The organism is Rhodococcus sp. IEGM 1318 (assembly GCF_033142465.1).
Classification (GTDB): Bacteria; Actinomycetota; Actinomycetes; order Mycobacteriales; family Mycobacteriaceae; genus Rhodococcus_F; species Rhodococcus_F qingshengii_B.
The window spans coordinates 1-17,263 of sequence record NZ_JAWLSC010000033.1 but is presented as its reverse complement, the minus strand read 5'-3'; the positions used below and the strand labels follow the sequence as shown (position 1 = coordinate 17,263).

16 protein-coding genes are annotated in these 17,263 nt (G+C 61.9%); 9 read left to right on the top strand and 7 right to left on the bottom strand.

The window, feature by feature from the left end:
* Positions 1-2,559: UPF0182 family protein (locus R4P65_RS32435; RefSeq protein ID WP_317829610.1), on the top strand; the 2,559-nt coding region annotated here is incomplete at its 5' end.
* Between the two features lie 207 nt (positions 2,560-2,766).
* Entirely contained in the window at positions 2,767-3,696 is a 930-nt protein-coding gene (locus R4P65_RS32430; protein ID WP_317829609.1) for an alpha/beta hydrolase, read from the top strand.
* Between the two features lie 213 nt (positions 3,697-3,909).
* On the opposite strand, the gene R4P65_RS32425 is transcribed toward R4P65_RS32430, so the two are convergent.
* Positions 3,910-4,293, bottom strand: coding sequence for a lipopolysaccharide assembly LapA domain-containing protein (locus R4P65_RS32425; RefSeq protein WP_317829608.1), 384 nt, complete (start codon positions 4,291-4,293; stop codon positions 3,910-3,912).
* Positions 4,294-4,481: 188 nt separating this feature from the next.
* On the opposite strand from R4P65_RS32425, the gene R4P65_RS32420 reads away from it, so the two are divergent.
* Positions 4,482-5,078, top strand: a complete 597-nt coding sequence (locus tag R4P65_RS32420) for a trehalose corynomycolyl transferase (protein ID WP_317829607.1) — start codon at positions 4,482-4,484, stop codon at positions 5,076-5,078.
* A gap of 386 nt (positions 5,079-5,464) precedes the next feature.
* Here the strand turns inward: R4P65_RS32420 and R4P65_RS32415 are convergent, their stop codons facing one another.
* From R4P65_RS32415 to lpqV, 4 genes are all read right to left on the bottom strand, one after another.
* Positions 5,465-6,253 (bottom strand): ABC transporter permease subunit, encoded by a 789-nt coding sequence (locus R4P65_RS32415; protein ID WP_317829606.1) that lies wholly within the window; start codon positions 6,251-6,253, stop codon positions 5,465-5,467.
* Positions 6,243-7,169, bottom strand: coding sequence for an ABC transporter ATP-binding protein (locus tag R4P65_RS32410; RefSeq protein ID WP_317829605.1), 927 nt, complete (start codon positions 7,167-7,169; stop codon positions 6,243-6,245). The genes R4P65_RS32415 and R4P65_RS32410 overlap by 11 nt, the downstream gene beginning before the upstream one ends.
* A gap of 773 nt (positions 7,170-7,942) precedes the next feature.
* On the bottom strand, positions 7,943-8,068 hold the full coding sequence (locus tag R4P65_RS32405) for a hypothetical protein (protein WP_257784575.1): 126 nt from the start codon (positions 8,066-8,068) through the stop codon (positions 7,943-7,945).
* 516 nt (positions 8,069-8,584) lie between these two features.
* Positions 8,585-9,082 carry a lipoprotein LpqV gene (gene lpqV / locus R4P65_RS32400; protein WP_317829604.1) on the bottom strand — a complete coding sequence of 166 codons (498 nt, stop codon included), beginning with the start codon at positions 9,080-9,082 and terminating at the stop codon, positions 8,585-8,587.
* Between the two features lie 600 nt (positions 9,083-9,682).
* Between lpqV and R4P65_RS32395 the strand changes: the two genes are divergently transcribed.
* Complete coding sequence (locus tag R4P65_RS32395; RefSeq protein ID WP_317829603.1) at positions 9,683-11,560, top strand: BCCT family transporter; 1,878 nt, start codon at positions 9,683-9,685, stop codon at positions 11,558-11,560.
* Positions 11,561-11,620: 60 nt separating this feature from the next.
* Complete coding sequence (gene nhaA / locus R4P65_RS32390) at positions 11,621-12,943, top strand: Na+/H+ antiporter NhaA (RefSeq protein ID WP_317829602.1); 1,323 nt, start codon at positions 11,621-11,623, stop codon at positions 12,941-12,943.
* A 53-nt stretch (positions 12,944-12,996) separates the two neighbouring features.
* Here nhaA and mihF read toward each other — a convergent pair whose 3' ends face one another.
* Complete coding sequence (mihF, locus tag R4P65_RS32385) at positions 12,997-13,383, bottom strand: integration host factor, actinobacterial type (protein ID WP_317829601.1); 387 nt, start codon at positions 13,381-13,383, stop codon at positions 12,997-12,999.
* Positions 13,358-13,789, bottom strand: a complete 432-nt coding sequence (locus R4P65_RS32380) for a hypothetical protein (RefSeq protein ID WP_317829600.1) — start codon at positions 13,787-13,789, stop codon at positions 13,358-13,360. The genes mihF and R4P65_RS32380 overlap by 26 nt, the downstream gene beginning before the upstream one ends.
* A 445-nt stretch (positions 13,790-14,234) precedes the next feature.
* Here R4P65_RS32380 and ehuB point away from each other — a divergent pair, with 445 nt between their 5' ends.
* The 4 genes from ehuB to ehuA form a co-directional block, all read left to right on the top strand.
* Entirely contained in the window at positions 14,235-15,131 is an 897-nt protein-coding gene (ehuB, locus tag R4P65_RS32375) for an ectoine/hydroxyectoine ABC transporter substrate-binding protein EhuB (protein WP_317829599.1), read from the top strand.
* A gap of 18 nt (positions 15,132-15,149) precedes the next feature.
* A complete protein-coding gene (gene ehuC, locus R4P65_RS32370) occupies positions 15,150-15,881 on the top strand; it encodes an ectoine/hydroxyectoine ABC transporter permease subunit EhuC (RefSeq protein ID WP_317829598.1) in 732 nt (243 codons plus the stop codon).
* Positions 15,878-16,522: an ectoine/hydroxyectoine ABC transporter permease subunit EhuD gene (ehuD, locus tag R4P65_RS32365; RefSeq protein WP_256083005.1), complete on the top strand. Its 645-nt coding sequence runs from the start codon at positions 15,878-15,880 to the stop codon at positions 16,520-16,522. The genes ehuC and ehuD overlap by 4 nt, the downstream gene beginning before the upstream one ends.
* Positions 16,512-17,263: ectoine/hydroxyectoine ABC transporter ATP-binding protein EhuA (ehuA, locus tag R4P65_RS32360; protein ID WP_317829597.1), on the top strand; the 752-nt coding region annotated here is incomplete at its 3' end. The genes ehuD and ehuA, both read left to right, overlap by 11 nt.

Sequence of the window (17,263 nt, the reverse complement as noted above, 5' to 3'; positions counted from 1 at the left end):
CACGCCCAGTCGAACTGGGCGACCGTGCAACTGTTCCTGCGCGGTGGATCGTTCGGTACCTCCGATGCCGAGTTCGGGCACGACATCAGCTTCTACGTTTTCGACCTGCCGTTCTACCGAATGGTATTGAACTGGTTGTTCGTCGTGGTCTTTCTGGCGCTGATTGCGAACCTGTGCACCCACTACTTGTTCGGTGCGATACGATTCCAGCGCACAGACGAGTTGCCGTTGATCGCCCGCCCAGCGCGGATTCAGCTCGCGATCCTTCTCGGGACTTTCGTGGCGCTCAAGGCGATCGCCTACTGGTTCGACCGCTACTCATTGCTGTGGAGTGAGCGCAAGGAACCGACATTTACCGGCGCCGGATTCACCGACATCAACGCCGTTCTTCCTGCACGCCTGATCCTCGTCGCTATCGCGGTGATCTGCGCCGCCACGATCTTCGCCGCTGTCGTCGTGCGCGACCTACGGATACCCGCGATGGCCGCTGCCCTGCTTGTTCTCTCGTCCATCCTCGTAGGGGGTATCTGGCCGGCGCTCGTCGAGCAGTTTTCGGTGCGCCCGAACGCCGCTGACCGAGAACGTGTCTACATCGAACGCAACATCGCCGCCACACGCGAAGCGTACGGACTGAGCGAGGATCGGATCGAGTACCTCGACTACCCCGGTGTCGGCACCCGCTCACCGCGGGAGGTGCCCGCCGACATCACCACCACCGCCAATGCCCGACTACTCGATCCGACGATCCTCTCGCGCACGTTCACCCAGCAACAACAACTGAAAAACTTCTACGGCTTCACCCCTACCCTCGACATCGACCGATACAACCTCGACGGCGACATCTCCGACTACATCGTCGCAGCGCGGGAGTTGTCCCCGAACAGCCTCAGCGGCAACCAAACCCAATGGATCAATCGTCACACCGTCTACACCCACGGCAACGGATTCGTGGCCGCGCCGGCCAATCGCGTCAACGCCGCAGTACGAGACGTCGCCGGTCAAAGTTCCACCAGCGACAGTGGATACCCGATCTACACGGTCAGCGACATCGCCACCCAATCAGCCGGTACGCAACTCATTCCCGTCGAGCAACCCCGTATCTACTACGGGGAGGTGATCGCACAAGCCGACCCGGACTACGCGATCGTCGGCGCCTCCGGCGAGAGTGAACCGCGCGAGTACGACACGGACACTTCGCAATACACTTACACCGGCAGCGGCGGTATACCCATCGGCAACTGGATCAACCGGTTGGCGTTCGCCGCGAGATACACCGAACGGAACATCTTGTTCTCGGGCGCCATCGGCGCAGAGTCCAAAATTCTCTTCAACCGGGATCCGGCGTCGAGAGTCGAAACCGTCGCTCCGTGGCTGACCACTGACGACAACCCATATCCCGCTGTCGTCGACGGCCGCATCACCTGGATAGTCGATGCGTACACCACCCTGGCGAACTACCCGTACTCCCAGCCCGGGGCGCTCAGCGAACCCACCCTCACCGTCTCGGGGACACCGCGGCCGGCCCCGGAAATCTCGTACGTCCGCAACTCCGTCAAAGCCACCGTCGACGCCTACGACGGCACCGTCACTCTCTACCAGCTCGGCGACGACCCCGTCCTCGACGCGTGGATGAACGTCTTCCCCGGTACCGTCAAACCCGAAAGCGACATCTCACCCGATCTGCGTGCCCACTTCCGGTACCCGGAGGACCTGTTCCGCATCCAACGCGACCGCCTGGCCAAGTACCACGTCAACGATCCCCGAGAATTCTTCACCAACAACGCCTTCTGGTCGGTCCCGAGTGACCCGAGCGCCGACGAGGTCACCGGCCAACCCCCCTACTACGTCACCGTCGGAGACCAGGAGACCGCACAACCGTCCTTCCGGCTCACCAGCGCGATGGTCGGATTCAACCGAGAGTTCCTCTCCGCCTACATCTCCGTCCTCTCGGACCCCGAAGACTTCGGGAAGTTCCAGATCTTGCGACTGCCCACCGACACCCAAACCCAAGGACCACAACAAACACAGAACTCGATGATCTCCGACACCCGAGTCGCTTCCGAGCGGACCCTGCTCGAACGCTCGAACCGCATCCACTACGGCAACCTCCTGACATTGCCGATCGCCGGCGGCGGCTTCCTGTACGTCGAACCCCTGTTCACCGAACGATTGAGCACCCAAGCCGACGGCTCGACCTTCCCCCAACTCTCCCGTGTCCTCGTCAGCTACCGAGAACCCGGAACAGGCGGCGTCAGAGTCGGATACGCCCCTACCCTCGCAGAAGCTCTCGACCAAGTCTTCGGGCCCGGCACCGGAACAATCGCCACCGCCCCCGGCGGAGACGCCGCCGCTCCACCCCCTTCCACCGCGCCACCCCCGCAGCAGACACCATCCATACCCGCCGATCCCGGATCCGATCTCACCACCGCAGTGACCGAACTCAACCGCGCCCTCGCCGACCTGCGCACCGCACAACAAAGCGGCTTCGGCACCTACGGCGACGCCCTCGACCGACTGCAACAAGCCATCGACGCATACCTCCAAGCAGGCGGACGCTGAATGCGCACCCGCCCACTCGGATCAGGAGGCAATCTCATACGACGAACCACTCTCGGCCTGAGTTTGAACTGACGCATCACCGCACGGCGGCGTGTCCGTAGGTATCGGATGCCTGACTTTTGACGATCGTCGGTTACTGTGGCGCACGGTGTGCCGGGAAGTCTGGTCGGCGGCAGCTCGATGCTGTCCCGTTCAACCAGGAGAGCCATGAACCACCCCACGCCTCGTACCCCGATCGTTTCGCGTGACGTGCCCCTCGAATCCGGGTTCCGCTGCCCCGGCGACGAACTGCAACTGCACACCTCCGCGCGCAAGATCCTGCAGACGTGGACACTGTCCTGGACACTGCAACGACTGCGTACGTCATTGAGCGACACCCTCGTGCTCGCAGTCGGCTCGGCATCACCGCTACCGGCAGCTGTGATCATCCCCGGCGCCGGACTGAGCGCCGCACTGCTCGAACCCGCACTCGCTGAGATCGCCTGCACCCGAAGAGTATTCGTCGTCGACATACCCGGCGAACCAGGGATGAGCGCCGCCCGCCGGCCCGCCTCCGCTGACCTCGATCACTACGGCCGCTGGCTCGACGAGGTCACCGACGCGCTCGGCGAGAAATCCATCGTGCTGATAGGCCATGCCTTGGGCGGCGCCATCGTCCTTTCCTCCACACCCCACCCTCGTGTCGCCGGCACGGTTCTGGTCAACCCGGAGCGACTCTGTCGCTCCCGCTGTTCCTGGGGCGCCCTGCGACGGTTCCTATGGCGCAGAAGCACCGACATCGACGCAGCGCAGCACTACCTCGAACACGTCACCGGACCACAGTTCATTCCCTCCCCCGAGCTGGTGACCTGGTTCTGCAACGTCGGCGCCTACTGCCACCCGACCCCATCGCGACCACTGCTGAGCAAGGACAGATTCACCATCTGGACCCGGCATGCCCCGATGACCGTCGCGGCCGGCGCTGACGACCCGGTCTCTCGCCGCCAAGCCGTGTACCGCGCTGTGAAGGATCACACCGCCTCGGTGATGCTTCTCCCGAAGACCGGGCACCTGGCCCCGGTTGAAGATCCGCTCTGCCTCTCGCAGATCTTACGAAAGCACGAACTCCCCGCCCGACGGTCTGCCCCCGGCGAGTAACAGCCGGAGGCAAACCAGTACGCGGGATACCTGCGACCCGAAGGACACCCCTTGCGAATCACGCACACAGGGCGACAACGTGGTCAGGCCTCATGTTTTCGCCCCTTACCGGGCAGGTCGAACTGTCTTTGAACGATCTGTCCGGGGGGGCGGAACTTGTCAGCGCCGAATGTCCGGGTCAATTATGCGCGCTTGGCGGGTAGGGCCGAAGTGTCAGTCCTTCGGGTCCGTCTCGGGTTCCGGAGCAGGTTCGCTCTTCCTGTAGGCGCGGCGCAGTTGCCAGATCCGCGCACCGCCTACGGAGGCCATCACCAGTACCCCGCCGATAGCGGCGAAAAGCAGAGCCACCCCGAGCGGCAGTTCGAAGTCCCAGGCGAAGAACGAGATGGCGACCTGCTTGGTGTTCTGCAGGATGAAGATCAACAAAATGATGACGACGATGGCGCCCATGGCAACTGCTATCCACATTCGACCGGCATTGGTGTGCTCGATGTCCGACTGTGTCGGAGACGTCGACGAGTGAGGTACCTTTTCCCGCTTCGGTTTGTGGAAGGGCGTGCCGGATGCCGACGCGATGTGGGGATCTTGTGTGCTCATAGCGCTCTCCTTGGTCTCGAGACCTACCGGAGCAGAGGGTGAACTCGCTGTTCGCCTATCTTCGAGGATATATCCGGCTGCGCGACGGTGCACGGGCGAAATCGCTGAACAAATGAAGCAAACTTCGTCTACACATCAACCTGGTGCCCTCGTCTCCCTGTGTGGGATGCTCGAAGGACAGTCGATAAATGGGGCGATGCGCCATGGTGTTCATTCGCGGAATCCGAGCGACGGCGGTGCTGGCGCTTCTGATCTGGGTGGGAGCCTGCTCATGGTTCTCCGACGACGGGTCGAACTGTTGTCTCCCCCATGGGGCGATCGGTGCCCGATACATCTCGATCGGTGGGGAAGACGGTCCGCTCGGTCGCTGCGTCAACGGCGAAGAGGAACGCAATGGTGGACAAATCCAGCAATTCGCCGATGGAGCCATCTATTGGACGGAGTCCACCGGTGCCTGGGAGGTCTACGGGCAGATCGGGGAAAAGTACGCCGCGGTCGGAGGTCCGACGTCGGGAGTCGGTTGGCCCATCAGCGGTGAGCTGAGCACTCCCGACAATTCGGCACGGTTCAACAGGTTCGAGCACGGCAACATCTACTTCTCGGAAGCCGGTACCCATCCTGTCTACGGGGCGATCTTCGACGCGTGGGGGCGTCAAGGCTTCGAGAGTGGACGCTTCGGTCTACCGACGTCCGACGAGTTCGAGGTGCCGGACGGTCGGCAAACCAACTTTCAAGGTGGATGGATTCGCTGGGTCAGCGGCACCGGTCAGATTCTCACCTCGTAGAAAACCGGCTGCATGCCGCTTGTTGGTGTTGGCCCAAGCTCAGACGCGACCGTCTCCGTTCCACAGTGACGGTGCGGGGGTCCGCACAACGGCATGACCACCGGGCGGACGCGTGGCTCGCACACAGGCTGAAGACAATCACAAACGACACTTCTTCCGAGCAAAAATGCCGCAATTCGCCATGAACAACGCTGCGCGGAAAACATTCTCACTCTCGATGAGACCTCAGTTGGCCTCCATGCACGTTCAGCGTGCCCACCACTGGCGCTGTTGCGCCCAGGCATTGATCTCCCCGCTCTCGAAGGTGACGAGTTGGCAGCGTTTGACCACCTGGCGCGGTTCGCTTTGCGGGTCGCTCACAGCTCGAACGGAACTCGACGGGCGCATCAGTTGACATCGAGGTGGCCGAACACCGCAATGGCGCTCCACGACAACACCACCGCGATCGCGGTGAGGACGACGAACGCAGAAAAGGACACGCCCTCGACGAGTTGATTGTCCCCGACCGCGTAGAAGAACGGGGAGACAAGCCGCGCGGGACGAAGCCAGCCCACTACGGGTGCAAGCGAATTGATCAGATACGCAGCTGCGGCGATCATCGACGCGACGCCCAAGGCGATGGGACGACTTCCTGTCGAAACGCCGATCAGCATCGCCAGCGCCCCGAAATCGATACCCAGTAACAGTAGGGCCACTGTGACACCGATCAGCGCACCTGTGCCGATCCGTAGGTCGAATCCGCGTCCGGCGATCACACAGAACGCGGTCACCAGCGACACCGGCACCGCGACCAGCCACATTGCCGCGACCTTCTGCAGCGCGATTCGGGTGCGGCTCAGCGGGAGGGTCACGACCAGTCCGAGGGTCCCGTCTTCATTCTGACCGGCGATGCACGAGGCTCCATAACCTATGGTGAGCAGCAGAATGATCAGGGGCAGGAAGTTGGCGTACAGGTTCGCATTCAGCCATCCGGATGCCGATGTCAGCGATCCGTTGATGCCGAACAGTGCTGCGACGGTGGAGTTTTCCGAGGTGAACTGATCGAGTCCGGTTTCGTTCTGAAAGGCCGGGTACAGCGCGACGATGACGATGGCGTAGACAGCCATTCCGAACGAATAGCCGACGATGGATCGTCGACGGAGCAGTAGATCGAGCCGGACGACGTCAGTGGACATCGGGCATCCCCGAATCGGGGGTCCTTCGGTAGTAGCTCAAGAACAGTTCGTCGAGGTCCGCATGCCCCGCGGCGATGTCTACCGCGCCCTGATCGGCTGCTGTTCGCAGCAGCTGCTCCACCGGGCCGGTCACCGTCACTGTGATCCAGCCACCGTCGTAGGCACGAACCTGGACACCGTCGAGCTGGGCGAACACCTCCGGGCGGGCGTCGTGGTCGAAGCGCAGTTCGATCGACCGCGGCGAGCTTCGACGCAGGCCGTCGACGGTGGCGGTGACCACCACACGCCCGTCTCTCAGGATGCACACTCGCTCGACGAGTCGCTGCACCTCGTCGAGGTCGTGTGAGGAGAACAGAATGGTCCGCCCTTCCTTCGTGGTCTCGTTCACCAGGTCCGCGAATTCGTCCTGCATGAGTGGATCGAGCCCGGATGTCGGCTCGTCCAAGACCAACAGCTCGGGTCGGTGCATGAACGCCATCACAAGCCCGATCTTCTGCCTGTTTCCTTTCGACAAAGTGTGGGTCGGCCGGTCGAGCTCGGCACCGAACCGATCCACCAACTGGTCCCGGTACCGCAGATCAGCCATTCCTCGGATGTGTGCGAATCTGTCGAGATGCTGGGCGCCGGTAAGCCTGGGATGCAACGTCACTTCGCCCGGTAGATAACCGATCCTGGCCAGGATCTGTGCGGCTTCGCGTGTCGGATCGAGCCCGAACACCCGCGCCAGCCCCGACGTCGGTCGATACAAACCGAGCAGGATCCGAATGGTCGTGGACTTACCTGCACCGTTCGGGCCGAGGAACCCGAACACCTCCCCGGTCTCGATGCCGAAATCGACATCGACGATTCCTCGGCGAACACCGAACTTCCGGGTGAGGTGCTCGACGCGGACAATCGGTGCCCCGCTCGCGGTCACTCTCGAATGATACTGCTCCGAACCCGCCACACGAACGAAACATCACGGTCGTGTGCAGCATTCGACGACGCGACGAAGGCTGAAGTTCTTGACGCGTTGACCCAGCGCCGTCTTGCGTCGCGCCGAGAAGCGAGTGCGATCGGCGAAACCTGACCAGCAGAAGAGCTGATTCGGAGATACTCCTATCGTCACTACCAGTGAGTGAAAATCCCATTCGCGCGTGCACTACCTGCCACGCCCGGGTTCTGGCGTCAGTCTGCAGGTCCCGAGTGGAAGGGAACAGCACACGTGTCCACGGGCAGCACATCGAACTCAATGAGGACGGCAGCTGTTCTCATCGGCGAGATCTGATACCACCAACCCCGAGGTGGCCCGCCGGGTTCGCCGCGAGGTACGTCATCCGGCGGGCCGTGCATGTCGCCGGCCGCCACGGATGGCGACATGCGCTTGGGAGTGCCCACCCGGCGTGCCGTCGGGGACGCCGGGTGGGCTGGTGCGCGCCGCAGTCCGGGGAGACGGACGCGCAGTTCAGACGGCCCGCCGGCGCCTACAGGTGACGAGACTCCGACGGACCGATACACACCCGAGCTGAACAGGCACCGGGCATGCAATCCAGGTGGTCCGCTGCAAGCACGCAACTGCAGGGGGTGCACTCACTGCGGACCGTGGGCAGCCTAACCCGCCACCACCGCCGGGTAAAGGCAATCAAAAGGCGCGGCGGCTCGGGAGCGTGGGATTGACGTTTATCGTTCCTGGTCAAGCACTTTCGGTGTTCAGCGAACTTTTCCGTGCCCTAGCGGCGCGCCGGACGGATGCGTCAACGTCGCAGTCCAGGCGATGACGGCGATGGCAGAGCCCAGAATGGCTGCGGGCACGATGTACTTCGGCCAACGGTCCATGCACGTCAGCGTAGCGGCGCAACCCTGGGCGGCGCGAGCGAGAAAATTCGTAAGCCTGCGCAAACACTGTCACTACGAGAGCGACCCACCCCCGGCGAGTGACAGCCGGTAGGCAGGCCGTGCGCGGCAGCCCCGAACTCGTATGACTGTCTTGCCGCACCGTACGAGTAGCCGGATATCGGAAATCGAAACTCCGGCCGAGAAGTATCTGGCCGGGGTTTTCCTCGAACATCGTCGACGCCGAGCACACAGCCCATGACGCATGGGCCCTTCCGCTGAATCGAAAATCGGCGAAGAAGATTCACGGAGGCGGGCTTCGTTTCGACCAGGGATCTAGAGCAGGTACGGGCTACCCCCAGGCCCACCACCCGGTCTCGATCGGTCGTCACCAGCAGCCAGACGTGTCGGGGCAAGCACTGGCCGGGCCGCCGTCTCGCCAGGCGGACGGGTACAGCCCGGTCAGCCAATTCCCCGGGCACCAAGACATTCGCCGCAGACCACCTGCTCCATGGATACTCAGCATTCACCACTCGCTGCGGCACGCAGCGCTGCGATGATTGCTGCTTGCTCGGGAGGGGTGGCGTTCTTCCACGATCTGACGGCGGTTGCTTGGATCATTGCCAGCACCGCGTCGACATCGCCGCCGAACGTCATCACCGTGGGACGGACGTCGGTGCAACTCTGGGCGAGTTCTGCCGCCGAGATCTCGAGCGGGACGTTGACTGCGGTTGTCAGTCCTTCGGGGGTGACTTCGTAGGTTTCTGTACCGGGAGATGGATGAGCGATTCGCGAGTGCGGCGCAGCAGGTTGCATCGATGCCACCACGGTAGGCCGACTTCTTGTCATCTGGCCGGTCTCCGCGCCAGCAACCTCGTTGTTCGGATCGCCGCTCGCCGAGCACGACATCGTCAACGCTGCTGGAATCAGAAGCGCGCTGAACAGTCGGACGATGCGTCGCCGGACGAGAGTGCCGCGGTGTGCTGGAGGAAGTGTTCGGTCCGATTTTCTGTTCACGGTCGGTCCCCCGTCATGTCTTGCCCTCGGGAAAGGGCGTGCAGGTAGCGGCGTTCCCACATGCTTTCGCGCCGATACGCTCGAATATGCTTCGGCCAACAGGTGAAGAAAGCGGACGAGCGAAATCCGAGGATCGGGTAGTAACGCGCAAGCGACCCGACGAGTGGACTCGTCTGTCCGCTACAGGATGAAGAACAGCATCGCCATCAGGACAACGCACGACATCGCTGCTGCCACTGGCATCAGGATCGGAGCAGCGTCGCGATTATTCATGTGCCCTCGGTTGCTGACTCATCAGAGCCGGAACACTACCCCGGCATTAGAGCGCCCGGCAACATGTCCCGAGCGCGGGGCGCCCATGTGATATTCCGCTGGGTAATCAGGAGAACCTCTCGGTCGTCCAACTCTCGTATCGCAACGAAGCCACATCCTCACCGGTTGCGATTTGAGCAATCGCCGCGTCAACCTCTACGGTCGGACAAGCTCAAGCACGCCTACTAGTCGACATCGGTCACTATGTCGGGCGAGCGCGATACACGCCCCAAAGCGTTGTATTCGCGCTTGTGATGGTCCGATGTGGTGGCTTCCTGAGGAGGACACGTGAGCGCAGTGAAACAAGCGTGGCAAGGTATCCGAAAACCGGTTTTCATTCCCGCATCGATCATCATCGTAGCCATGATCGTGTTCTCCGTGGTCTATGCAGGAACCGCGGAAGATGCGTTCGGCTCCCTGAATTCAGCGATCAGCGACGGCGTCGGATGGTGGTACATCCTCACCGCCACCGGTTTCGTGATTTTTGCGCTGTACTGCGGTGTCAGCCGTGTCGGCAACATCCGGTTGGGACGTGACGACGAGCAGCCCGAATTCGGGATGCTCTCGTGGTTCGCGATGCTCTTCAGCGCCGGCATGGGCATCGGCCTGGTGTTCTACGGAGTAGCCGAACCACTTTCGCACTATGTGAACCCTCCCGTCGCGGGCGGAGTCGCTGGATCCACGGACGCCGCAGCCAATCAAGCGATGGAACTGACGATGTTCCACTGGGGTCTGCATGCCTGGGCCATCTACGTCGTCGTCGGTCTGGGTCTGGCGTACATGACGTACCGAAAGGGCCGCCCGCTGTCGATCCGTTGGCTGCTCGAGCCCCTCCTCGGACGTGCTCGCATCGAAGGCGGTATCGGTCATACGATCGATGCGATCGCGATCATCGGCACGTTGTTCGGTGTCGCGACCTCGCTCGGTTTCGGCGTGCAACAGATTTCGGCCGGTCTGGATTACCTCGGCTGGGTGGAGACCGGAAACGTGCTGACGGTCGTCCTGATTACTTGTGTCACCGGGCTGGCCACGTTTTCCGTTGTCTCCGGAGTATCCAAGGGGCTCAAGTGGCTCTCGAACATCAACATGGTTCTCGCCGCGAGTCTCGCGATTTTCGTCCTCGTGCTCGGTCCGACTCTTTTTCTGATGCAGTCGTGGGTGCAGAACCTCGGCGGGTACGTCCAGGCTTTGCCTGAGCTGATGCTGCGCACGTCTCCGTTCGCCGAAGACGGTTGGGCTGGAGCGTGGACGATCTTCTACTGGGGTTGGTGGATGAGCTGGGCACCGTTCGTCGGCATGTTCATCGCGCGCATCTCGCGCGGCCGCACCATCCGTGAATTCGTCTTCGGTGTACTGCTCGCCCCCACTGTCATCGGATCTCTGTGGTTCACGATCTTCGGGGACTCCGGCATTCTGCGTCAGCGCAACGACGGCGACATGCTCACAGCTGACGGGGCAGTCGACACCAACACGACCTTGTTCCACCTTCTGGACGGTCTTCCCTTGTCCACGGTGACCAGTGTGCTCGCCATCGCAGTAGTGGTGTTCTTTTTTGTCACCTCCTCCGACTCCGGCTCTCTGGTCATCGACATCCTCTCCACCGGCGGCGATTTGGAGACACCGAAGATCACACGGGTCTACTGGTCGGTGCTCGAGGGAGTGGCCGCAGCGGTACTACTCCTCGTCGGCGGAAGTGGCTCGTTGACAGCGCTGCAAACCGCGTCGATAGCGACCGCGGTGCCCTTCTCCATCGTGTTGGTACTCGCATGCGTATCCATGCTCAAAGCGTTCCGCTACGACGTGGCCACCACCCCGCGATACTTGCGCGTCTCCTCGCACGGTTCGGGCGCCACCACCGGCGAGGAACCGCTGCCGACAGAGAAAGCCCGCGGAAAACGCCACCCCAGCGGCATCTCGGCCACCTTCGCCGGCCTTGCTCCCTCGACCCGGGATCTTCCGAAGCAGGACACCGACGAGCATCTCGTGCTCGCAGTACACGAGGTGTCCTCGCACTCCATCGACGTGGATCCCGCGACCGGTGCGATCGCATACTCCGGCAACGGAGTACTCGACGATCCGCTCGGCGGCGAAATCTTCGATACCCCCGAATTCGCGCAGTCAGCAGAAGGACACGCCCAGGCCAGCGGCCGCGACGAGACCGTCTAACTCTGCATCTCGGAACGAGAGAGTGCTCTCGCCAGTGCCCACCGAAAGCAGGCTGCACCCATGACACAACAGCCGCCCCGCCCTCCTGCCGGCAAGCGGGCGCTCTTCGCACGTGGCTCCTGGACGGAAACAGCGCGTATCGCTGCCCTCTTACGCGGAGAAACCGTCGGTGGTGCTCTGTTGCTGGCCGCCACGGTCGTTGCGCTCGTCTGGGCGAATTCGCCGTGGTCGAACGCCTACGACGCGCTCTCCGAATTCCGAATCGGCCCCAGCGCATTGGGGTTGGATCTGCCTCTGGAGACCTGGGCGGCAGATGGGCTACTGGCAATCTTCTTCTTTGTCGTCGGGCTCGAACTCAAACGAGAGTTCGTCGCGGGCGATCTGCGTGATCCTGCCCGCGCAGCGCTTCCGATAGCTGCCGCCGTGGGCGGCATGCTCACCCCGGCGCTCATCTTCGTCCTGGTCAATCTTCGGACCGGGGACGGGGCACTGGCCGGCTGGGCCATCCCGACAGCGACCGACATCGCGTTCGCCGTCGCGGTGTTGGCGGTGGTGAGCACGCACCTTCCCTCGTCCCTGAGAACATTTCTGTTGACCTTGGCGGTGGTGGACGACCTTCTCGCCATCACCGTCATCGCCATCTTCTATACCGACGATCTCGATGTCGCGATGTTGGGGGCGGCCCTGATTCCGTTGGCCTTGTTCACTCTGGCGGTCCAGAAGAAGGTGCGGTCGTGGTGGGTTCTCCTACCGCTCGCCGGTGCGACCTGGGTACTGGTACACGAATCCGGTATCCATGCCACCGTGGCCGGAGTGCTCCTCGGGTTCGCAGTCCCTGTCATTCGTAGTCCGGCCGCCGGGGGCCCGGATGCGGGCCCAGGCTTGGCGGAACACTTCGAACGCCGCATCAGGCCTGTCTCAGCAGGTTTCGCGGTACCGGTGTTCGCGTTCTTCGCGGCCGGAGTCACGGTGGGCGGAATATCAGGACTGACGAATGCCTTGACCGATTCCGTCGCGCTGGGCATCATTGCAGGGCTCGTGGTCGGCAAAACGGTCGGGGTGTTCGGCACGACCTATATCCTCGCCAGGTTCACCCGGGCCGTACTCGATGAAGGTTTGTCCTGGATCGACGTCTTCGGGGTGGCGATTCTGGCGGGAATCGGCTTCACGGTCTCGCTGTTGATCGGAGATCTCGCCTTCGGTGCAGGCTCCTTGCGCGATGACCATGTCAAGATTGGCGTTCTCGCCGGCTCCGTTCTGGCTGCTCTGTTGGCGTCGATCGTGCTTCGTCTGCGTAACCGCGCATACCGGAGCATCGCCGAGAACGAGGCCCGCGACGACGACGGTGACGGTATCCCCGATGTGTATCAGTCGACCGATTGAATTCGGCTACCGCAGCGGCGACGGCCATCGGGTCCGCTACCGAAATGGATCCGCTACCGAAATTTCTTGCGCCACTGGATCGGGTAGATGGTGGCATCTATCAATTGCTGCCGCTGCCGCGCGCGAAGGCCTCCGAGGCGGCGCGCACTGTCGATTCCGATGCCGTCCAACAAGCGTTGCGCGCCAACAGGTCCCACGCCGGGTAGCGATTTCATCAAATCTACGACCTTGATGCGGGCGATGATCTCGTCACGATCTGCCGCGTCGAGAACATCTCGTACACCGATTTGACTGGCCTTGAGTTGCTGGAGCATTCGCGCACGGGCCATGCGGGCATGTTGGGCGTTGACGAGCCCGAGGCGGCGTTGTCGATCGGTCAGCGGCGGAGGTCTCACAGTTACCCTCGGTGCGCAGCTATTCTCGTACCGCCGGAACCCCATCTCGTGGGTTCTCGAAAATTCGAACAGCTTGCGCAACAACAGAATAAGCAACAGAGGGAACCTGGGCTTCAGCAGGCAGCGCCGACAGCTTCTCCTTGGTCAATGCCGAATTCAGTGCCCGCAGCGGTGTCGCCGCCCTACCCATCCAGGGCGTTAAGACCTCCACTGCGCTCGTGTGAGGAACACCGAGACGCCCCACTTCGTCGACGACCTTGTCGAAGGTCAACCACACCTGATCGTCGAGCTGTTCGGCGAAGAGGGTGTAAGCACCCCAGGTCCATTGAGCACGTTGAAGATTCGCACTCACACTGATGGCACCGTCAGCGGTACGACCGCGTAACTGCCCGTCCTCCCACACCCAGTCGATCACCGGGTCGGGTTCGGTTCGCCTGTGCGGTGTGGACATGTCGATCGCGTTCGCTCTCATCGTTTCCTTGCGCTCATGCAGGTGCTTCGGTTGCGCAGAAGAGGCTCTGCGTCCCTCGGACTGGCGATCATGCAACCACGTTTGACCGGTGGTGTGAACCGAGGAATTCCGTCTCGAGTCGCACCCGGCCACTGTTTACGCAGGTATGCCTGGTTTTCGCGCGGCCGAAATCGATATACGACTGTGACATTGTCGCCAGTCGTGTGCGTCTGCGTGTTCAACATCGTTGTCTGGAAAAACATTTGGACAGAACCCGCGCGAAAGACGGCGGTGTTGCTACCTCGATCACGGCTCGTGTTAGGTTCGAACCGAAGATCGCCGATCCCGGTCGAGCGCAGCGCACGCGCTCGATCGGAGGTAACGGCGCCACGAGAAACACCGACCTGGGCACAGTTGACCTCGGTACAACGGGAAGGCTCGATTCATGACAGGCATGCACTTTCGCGGTACCTCTCTGCGACGATCGTCGATCGCACTGGCAAGTGGTGCGATGCTCCTGACTGCCGTCACGGCGTGCACATCGACGAGCGACACAGACAGCGCCGATCACCTGCAGTCCCTACAGGACAAAGGCGCGATCACGGTCGGGTTTGCCGGCGAAGCGCCGTACAGCTTCGAGGAGAACGGTCAACTCACCGGCGCAACCGTGGCGTTGCACCGCGAAATATTCTCCCGGTTGGGTATCGACACGGTCGAAGGGATCAACGCCGACTTCGGCTCTCTGATCCCCGGACTGCAGGCGAACCGCTTCGACGCCGTCAGTGCGGGTATGTCCATCCTTCCGAAGCGATGTGAGCAGGCCGCGTTCGGTGACCCCGAATTCAACTACACGACGGCCCTGATGGTTCCGGCGGGCAACCCGCAGAACCTCACGGACATGGAGTCCATCGCGGCCTCCGGCGCGAAACTGGCCACCATGACAGGTGCGATCGAATCCGACTACGCCGATGCACTGGCCATTCCTGCTGTCCAAGTGGCCTCACCGCAAGACGGGATGGACGCCGTTACCTCCGGTCGTGCTGACGTGTTCGCATTGACCGCCATCTCACTGAACTGGATGAAGAACAACAACCCCGGCGCTGCTGTCGACGTCACTGATTCCTTCGTCGCCACGATCAACGGAAAGCCTCAGGTGGGAGCAGGTGCGACGGTCTTCCGCACCGATGACACCGAACTTCGTGAGGCCTACAACGCGGAACTTGCGAAAATCACCTCGGACCCGCAGAAATATCTCGAGATCGTCGGCCCCTTCGGGTTTACGGAAAAGGAACTCCCCGACCCGGAGCTGACCACTGACAAGTTGTGCTCGGGAGCCGCTTGAGGTAGCTGGTAACTCCCGATGAGTACGAATATCGATGCCCTTGTCGAGGCGTGGCCACGTATCACCGGCGGTGTCGCGGTCACCGCCGCACTGACTCTCGGTGGGGCAGCATTGGCCTTTGTACTCTCGCTCGTCCTCGGCTATGCGGTAGGTGTGCGCAACCGTTGGATGAGGTATCCGGCGCGGGTGGTGATCGAGTTCTTTCGAGGAACTTCCCTTCTCGTACAACTGTTCTGGCTTTTCTACGTACTTCCGTTGTTCGGGTATCAACTCGAACCGATGTTGTGCGGAGTTCTGGCGCTCGGTCTGAACTACGGCGCGTACGGCGCCGAGGTGGTTCGGGGAGCGATGGCGGCTGTACCGATCGCGCAGAAGGAAGCATGCATCGCCCTGGGTTTCTCACCGTGGCTGCAGATACGCAAGGTCCTCTTCCCTCAGGCTTGGGTACAGATGGTCCCTCCGCTGACGAACCTGCTGATACAGCTCCTCAAAGGAAGCGCCCTGGCCAGTTTCATCCTGCTTCAGGACCTGACTTATCAGATCGAGCAGCTGCGCCGCGGGACCGGCGACACGATCTTCGCGTTCGGCGTGGGGCTGATCGTCTACTTCGTTCTTGCGTATGCGTTGACGTTGGTGATGAACGTGGTCGAGATCCGTGCCAAACGCCGTCTCGGTCTCGGGCCGTCGCTGCGAGAAGTACTCAGCATCAAGCCCGATCGAGGCGATGAACTCGTAGGAGTGGGGCGATGAGCGTCGAATGGAGTTGGCAACGCGCCGCTGACTCACTCCCGATCCTGATCGACGGCTTCACGATCACTTTGCTGGCGACAGTGCTCGGAATGGCAATCGCATCGGTTCTCGGTTTGGTGATTGCGATCGCTCGCCGCACCTGCCCTGCGTACGTGCGAGTTCCCCTGCGCTGGATCACCGAGTTCATCCGGCTGACCCCGCTCGTCGTCCAACTCCTGTTCGTGTACTACTTGCTTCCGCAATTTTCCGCGCTGCAGATCGGTATCGCGGTTCTGGGTGTCCACTATTCGACGTATATGGCCGAGGTGTACCGCGCAGGAATCGAAGCGGTTCCCGCCGGACAATGGGAGGCTGCGCGAGCCCTGTCTCTTCCGACGACGAGAACGTGGCGAGCTGTGGTTCTTCCGCAGGCTGTACGCGCCACCCTACCGGCGCTGGGAAACTACGCGATTTCCATGTTCAAGGACACACCGTTCCTCTTCGCAATCACGGTGGTCGAATTGGTCACCGCTGCACAGCAATACGGAGCTCGCACCTTTCAATATCTGGAGCCGATCACGATGGCAGGAGTGATCTTCCTCCTCGCCAGCTACCCCACGTCCGTGCTCATCCGACAAGTGGAGAAACGTCTTGCCTACTGACGAGAACACCCGCTCGGCGATTTCGTTCGAGCACGTGGTCAAACGATTCGGCACGCACACCGTGCTCGACCACCTCGATATCGCGATCGAGCGCGGGGAACGTGTCGCATTGATCGGGCCGAGTGGATCGGGGAAGACCACCATACTGCGGATCCTGATGACACTCGAGAAGATCGATTCCGGACTCGTACGTGTCAACGGACAACCGTTCTCCCACGAAATCAAAAACGGGCAGTTGGTCCCCGCCCGTGAACGACACCTACGCGCCGCTCGGTCCAAGATCGGGATGGTGTTCCAACAGTTCAACTTGTTTCCGAACATGACTGTCCTGGAAAATATCACCGAAGCACAAATACACGTTCTGCGCCGAAGCAAGGCCGAAGCAGATGCCCGCGCCCGTGAACTACTCGCCCTCGTCGGGCTCGCCGACAAAGAAATCGCGCACCCGAACACACTGTCGGGAGGTCAACAACAGCGCGTGGCCATAGCCCGAGCATTGGCCATGGACCCCGAAATCCTCTTGCTTGACGAAGTCACCTCGGCTCTCGATCCGGAATTGGTCGCCGACGTCCTCGACGTACTACGAACAATCGCTGCCACCACGGACATCACCATGCTCATCGTCACCCACGAAATGGGGTTCGCGCGCGATGTCGCCGATCGAGTACTGGTCTTCGACGCCGGAAAGATCGTCGAGGAGGGCCCGCCGGAACAGATTTTCGACTCCCCCACCCAGGACAG